The sequence below is a fragment of the Moorena sp. SIO4A5 genome (assembly GCF_010672005.1).
GTDB lineage: Bacteria > Cyanobacteriota > Cyanobacteriia > Cyanobacteriales > Coleofasciculaceae > Moorena.
The window spans coordinates 1-5,160 of record NZ_JAAHHZ010000324.1 but is presented as its reverse complement, the minus strand read 5'-3'; the positions used below and the strand labels follow the sequence as shown (position 1 = coordinate 5,160).

Below are 5,160 nucleotides of genomic sequence, written 5' to 3'. Positions count from 1 at the left end.
AGGTGTTAGTAGTGGGAGACGGTAAGCTCGGACAACTGGTGGCACAAACCCTAGCCCTAACGGGCTGCAATTTGCTAGTGATTGGCCGTCATCACGAGAAATTGGCCAATTTAGAAGCCAGAGGAATAAAGGTAGGCTTTGCCGATGCCATCACTAACGGTAGTTTCGATATCTCAGTCGAGTGTACTGGCAACCCCGAAGGCTTTGCCCTTGCCCGTGGAGCCTTGCGCCCACGAGGTACCCTGGTACTAAAAAGTACCTACGCTGGCCAGCTAACCTTTGATGCATCATCTCTGGTAGTAGACGAAATCACGCTAATCGGTTCCCGTTGCGGTCCCTTTAAACCAGCAATTAATTTATTAGCACAAGATAAAGTAAATGTCAACTACCTGATCCAAGCTCATTACCCAGTTGAAGAAGGGTTAACCGCCTTTAACCATGCCCAGCAGCAGGGAGTCTTGAAAATTTTACTGACCATGGACCATAACTCTTGAAAGATGATCAATAGGTGATGGGATGTAAGCTATCAGCGGTCAGCTATCAGCTATCAGCTGAATATCAGTAGAGCGGGCATCCTGCCCGCCTGGGTATGATACAGGCAAGATGCCCGTTCCACGCCTGATGCCCGATACAGGCAAGATGCCTGTTCCACCCAATATCAGTAGAATGGGCATCCTGCCCGCCTGGGTATTATACAGGCCAGATGCCCATTCCACGCCTGATGCCCGATACAGGCAAGATGCCCATTCCACTCAATCTCAGTAGAGCGGGCATCCTGCCCGCCTGGGTATGATACAGGCCAGATGCCCATTCCACGCCTGATGCCCGATACAGGCAAGATGCCTATTCCACCCAATATCAGTAGAATGGGCATCCTGCCCGCCTGGGTATGATACAGGCAAGATGCCCGTTCCACGCCTGATGCCCGATACAGGCAAGATGCCTATTCCACACTCCCTATTCCCGATTCCCTACTCCCTACTCCCTACTCCCTACTCCCTACTCCCTACTCCCTACTCCCTACTCCCTTTACTAAACCATGACTTATCAACAACAATCCGAATTCGAGAAATCTCTAAATATCCGTGCGATGACCACCAAACAAATTTGGTCTTATTCTACTGTGATGTTAGCGATTTGTATGATTTTTGCCCCAGGCAAATATAAGTTAGCTCTACCGATGATTGTCATCGGGGGCGCAGCAACTAGCACCGCTTTTGTTTGGCACTCTCATAACAAGTCCTATAAAACCCTTCTTCCTAATCAAGTACAACAAATAGAAGAACGCCTCGGTAACATAGAAACTATTGTGGGACGGGATGATTTGGAAGTAAATTTGAAACTTAAACAGTTAGAAGAAAAGATATAGTACAGCAGTTTTAAATTGGATGAGGTACAAATTCTTGGGTTTTAGGGAGCAGGGAGCAGGGACTTCGGAGCAGGTAATAGGTAAAAAATACTGTGTACCTGATAGCTAGTAAAAACGCTGTATTTGTAAGTTTAGGTATAAACGAAATATAGTATTATAATTGAGTATTATATCAGGCTCGATTATAGTATATAAGGCTAGATAATTTGGAAAGATATCACCTAATATAGCGTTGATCATACTTATGAGGTACAGTCAATCTTATTACCTCTACTCCCTACTCCCTACTCCCTACTCCCTGCTCCCTTAAAAAAAAGACCTCACCTAATTGAAAACCGCTATACAATAATAATGCTCAAAACGAAGACTTATGTAACTGCTACACTATCTACACTACTCCTAGCACTAGTAATTGGATGTAATGGGGCGGATTCCCCAAAGGGTGTATCTCCATCTCCTGATCCAGATGCTTCCAAGTCCTCAGAACCAGAGAATGCACTAAAGGTGATCCAAAAGCCTGATCAACCCCTAACTGTTGCGGAAACGAATCCTAATCCAGGAAGCCAACAGAGTGTTGACCAATACCTGAAAGGATTATCCGCCAAAGGGATGACCAAGACCAATCAAGGCATATGGATCGAATCAGGAGATACCCTCTTAGCGAATTACCAAGGCACTACTCCCTTACCCGCAGCATCCCTTACCAAAGCAGCCACCACCCTAGCCGCTCTTTCTACTCTTGGTCCTGACCACCAATTCATTACCAAATTTAGCGCCACCGGACCGATTGAGAACGGGGTGCTACAAGGAGACCTAGTGGTTGAAGGATCAGAAGACCCCTTTTTTGTTTGGGAAGAAGCCATAGCAGTAGGCAACCAGTTAAATCAGTTAGGAATCAAGCAAGTAACCGGTAATTTGGTGATTGTGGGTAAGTTTTATATGAATTTTGAGACCTTACCCCTCAAAGCTGGCACTCTGCTCAAGCAAGGCTTGAATGGTAAGAGTTGGCCACCAGCAGCAGAAACTCAGTATCAGACCTTACCCCCAGGTACCCCTAGACCAGAAATTGCGATCGCAGGCTCTGTGCAAGTGGTAGCTTCACCCCCTGACAACCTACAGCCCCTAGTGCGCCAGTATTCCTTTCCCCTGGCGGAACTGCTGAAGAAAATGAATCGCTACAGTAATAATAAAATGGCCGACATGCTAGCGAATACAGCTGGTGGTGCCAAAGTGGTAGCCCGCAAAGCAGCAGAAGCAGCGGGAGTACCCCAATCAGAAATTAGCTTAATCAATGGGTCTGGTTTAGGTGAAGAAAATCGCATGTCTCCTCGGGCTGTCACTGCTGTATTTCTCGCCATTGAGCGCTATCTTCAGCAATACAACATGACCGTTGCTGATGTATTTGCCATCGTAGGAGAAGACAAAGGTATATTAAATGAACGTCCATTGCCTAACTTAGCAGTAGTGAAATCCGGTAGTTTGAATTATGTTAGTACCTTAGCCGGAGCCTTACCAACTCAAACCTATGGCACTGTTTGGTTTGCTGTCATGAATTCAGGAGGAGACTATACCAAATTCCGGACTGAGCAAGAGATGCTGCTAAAAGAATTAGTAACTAAATGGGGAGTGGTGCAATCTCTTCCTCCTGACATTAAACCATCACCCCAGAGGATCGGTAAGAGGTCGTTTAGTGAAATTGTTAGGTAGGGAATCGGGAATCGGGAATCGGGAGTAGGGAGTAGGGAGTAGGGAGTAGGTAAGGTAAGCAGTTAGCAGTCAGCCGTGGCACAGGCTTCCAGCCTGTGACCTAACCCGCTGCATCGCTTATTCAAAAGCACCGATCTAGTAGCGTGGGCATAAGCTGATAGCTGGTAGCTGATGGCACCTCAAGTAGCGTGGGCATAAGCTGATAGCTGATACCTGATAGCTAATAGCTGATAGCTTACCTCCCGAATCCCGACTCCCGATTCCCGATTCCCGATTCCCGACTCCCCATTCCCGACTCCCTGCTGTATCCTAGTTGAGTGTTAACTAAACTCTCATTAACTGAGAAATATAGATGGCAAACCCAACCGCAACCCTAGAAACCTCTTTAGGCACAATTACCGTGGAATTGTTCACCGATGTGATGCCAGAGACAGCCGGTAATTTCATTAAACTAGCCAAGTCTGGTTTCTACGATGGTCTTCATTTTCACCGGGTGATTAATGACTTTATGATTCAGTTTGGCTGTCCCCATAGCAAGGATCCCAATAGTCGTAGCGCCGGTACCGGGAATGGTCCTGACGGCTGCATCCAGGATGAGCACCCGGACAATGCCAAAATCTCCAATCAGCCAGGTACATTATCTATGGCAAATACCGGTGCTCCCAATAGCGGTAGTTGTCAGTTTTTCATCAATACACGAGACAATTCCTATCTCGATTGGTTTTCTCCAGGTCCCTCGAAGCACCCGGTTTTTGGTAAAGTGACTGAGGGTATGGATGTGGTGAACCAGATTCAAACCACCCCTACTGATCGCGGTGATCGCCCCAAAACTCCGGTTCAAATGGTGAAAGTGACGATTAACGAGTAACGTCAGCTATCAGTAATCAGCTATCAGTAATCAGCGGTCAGCAATCAGTTATCAGTTATCAGTTATCAGTTATCAGCTATCAGCTATCAGCTACCTGTAGGGTGGGCAAGGTTTTGCCCACCCTACACATGGAGTCTGTGGGTAAGTCCTGATCAAATAAGCTGACGGCTGACCACTGACGGCTGACCACTGACCACTGACCTTTTCTCTTTTTCTAAGATATTCTTCAACAAGCCGAGTTGATATAATATGAATATATCACTAGGGGAGCAAATTCTTTAGTGTTAGCGTCTACCGGGAATAGTCTGACTTAGGAACGGTAAAACCCATGAACACATCACCCTGGCTAGCAGCTACTGCCATCACTACAGCTTCTTGCCTTACCTTAGGCGCTATCAATCCAGCAGCAGCCAATACTTTTGACAACATCGAAGTTAACGGAAACAATTTTATTGCCGTTGCTGCCCCTTTTGGTTATAACAGCTATCAATTACTAATCATCGAGCAGATTGCAAACTGGCAAGCGTGCTGGGGTGAACGTGGCACTAACCCAGTTGTAGTAGAGCCTCTGCTGCTCAACTTTGACTTTACAGGAATTTGTGGCCGCAGTACAGACAGCAACGGCTATTCTATCCGCGTCGATAGTCAAGACTTCGGCCTAGACTATATGCTCAGAGTGGTTAAGCGGAATGGGGAATTGGTATTAGTAGGGAGTCACCGCATTGACCGCAATGCCCCAGACATTGAGCTTGGCCGCACCAGAGGTTTGGCTAATGGCTTTCTCAAAATCTTTCTTGATCCTGGTTGGCGATTTACCAAACGTGTCTATCAAGGCAGACAATTAGGTCACATCTATCTTACCTATGGTGCGATCGCTAATACTGTCGCGCCACAGTGGAACAGTAGCCCTCAACCTTCACCACCTACCCCCAGCAGGGAATATATTTTTACCAAACCACAAGCCCAACCAAAGACTAGTGGTGAACGTTTTCCTGACACTAGCCCTCAACTTCCAGCACCTGCACCGGCAGAATCCTCAGATGATGGCATACCAGTGTTTGAGGGGTCTAATTAAGAATTTCACGAGTAGGGAGATAGGGAGATAGGGAGATAGGGAGATAGGGAGATAGGGAGATAGGGAGATAGGGAGATAGGGAGATAGGGAGATAGGGAGATAGGGAGATAGGGAGATAGGGAGATAGGGAGATAGGGAGAT

At 46.8% G+C, this 5,160-nt stretch carries 7 protein-coding genes; all 7 read left to right on the top strand.

The window, feature by feature from the left end; translation table 11 throughout:
- Nucleotides 1-494, top strand: a 494-nt coding sequence (locus F6K57_RS36165) for a zinc-binding dehydrogenase (protein ID WP_293072936.1), incomplete at its 5' end; no start/stop codon positions are given.
- 109 nt (nucleotides 495-603) lie between these two features.
- Entirely contained in the window at nucleotides 604-765 is a 162-nt protein-coding gene (locus F6K57_RS36160) for a hypothetical protein (RefSeq protein ID WP_293072933.1), read from the top strand.
- Nucleotides 766-903: 138 nt separating this feature from the next.
- Nucleotides 904-1,167, top strand: a complete 264-nt coding sequence (locus tag F6K57_RS36155) for a hypothetical protein (RefSeq protein WP_293072930.1) — start codon at nucleotides 904-906, stop codon at nucleotides 1,165-1,167.
- Nucleotides 1,142-1,369 carry a hypothetical protein gene (locus F6K57_RS36150; RefSeq protein ID WP_293072927.1) on the top strand — a complete coding sequence of 76 codons (228 nt, stop codon included), beginning with the start codon at nucleotides 1,142-1,144 and terminating at the stop codon, nucleotides 1,367-1,369. The genes F6K57_RS36155 and F6K57_RS36150 overlap by 26 nt, the downstream gene beginning before the upstream one ends.
- A gap of 351 nt (nucleotides 1,370-1,720) precedes the next feature.
- Nucleotides 1,721-3,076, top strand: a complete 1,356-nt coding sequence (locus F6K57_RS36145; protein ID WP_293017455.1) for a D-alanyl-D-alanine carboxypeptidase — start codon at nucleotides 1,721-1,723, stop codon at nucleotides 3,074-3,076.
- Nucleotides 3,077-3,428: 352 nt separating this feature from the next.
- Nucleotides 3,429-3,944: a peptidylprolyl isomerase gene (locus F6K57_RS36140; RefSeq protein WP_293072924.1), complete on the top strand. Its 516-nt coding sequence runs from the start codon at nucleotides 3,429-3,431 to the stop codon at nucleotides 3,942-3,944.
- A 328-nt stretch (nucleotides 3,945-4,272) separates the two neighbouring features.
- Nucleotides 4,273-5,019, top strand: coding sequence for a DUF3747 domain-containing protein (locus F6K57_RS36135; protein WP_293072921.1), 747 nt, complete (start codon nucleotides 4,273-4,275; stop codon nucleotides 5,017-5,019).
- Nucleotides 5,020-5,160 lie beyond the last annotated feature (141 nt).

What these genes read in the sequence shown, in the direction of transcription:
- F6K57_RS36150 (WP_293072927.1), top strand. Translation starts at nt 1,142, where the DNA reads ATGATTTTTGCCCCAGGCAAATATAAGTTAGCTCTACCGATGATTGTC.
- F6K57_RS36160 (WP_293072933.1), top strand. Translation starts at nt 604, where the DNA reads ATGCCCGTTCCACGCCTGATGCCCGATACAGGCAAGATGCCTGTTCCA.
- F6K57_RS36155 (WP_293072930.1), top strand. Translation starts at nt 904, where the DNA reads ATGCCCGTTCCACGCCTGATGCCCGATACAGGCAAGATGCCTATTCCA.
- F6K57_RS36140 (WP_293072924.1), top strand. Translation starts at nt 3,429, where the DNA reads ATGGCAAACCCAACCGCAACCCTAGAAACCTCTTTAGGCACAATTACC.
- F6K57_RS36135 (WP_293072921.1), top strand. Translation starts at nt 4,273, where the DNA reads ATGAACACATCACCCTGGCTAGCAGCTACTGCCATCACTACAGCTTCT.
- F6K57_RS36145 (WP_293017455.1), top strand. Translation starts at nt 1,721, where the DNA reads ATGCTCAAAACGAAGACTTATGTAACTGCTACACTATCTACACTACTC.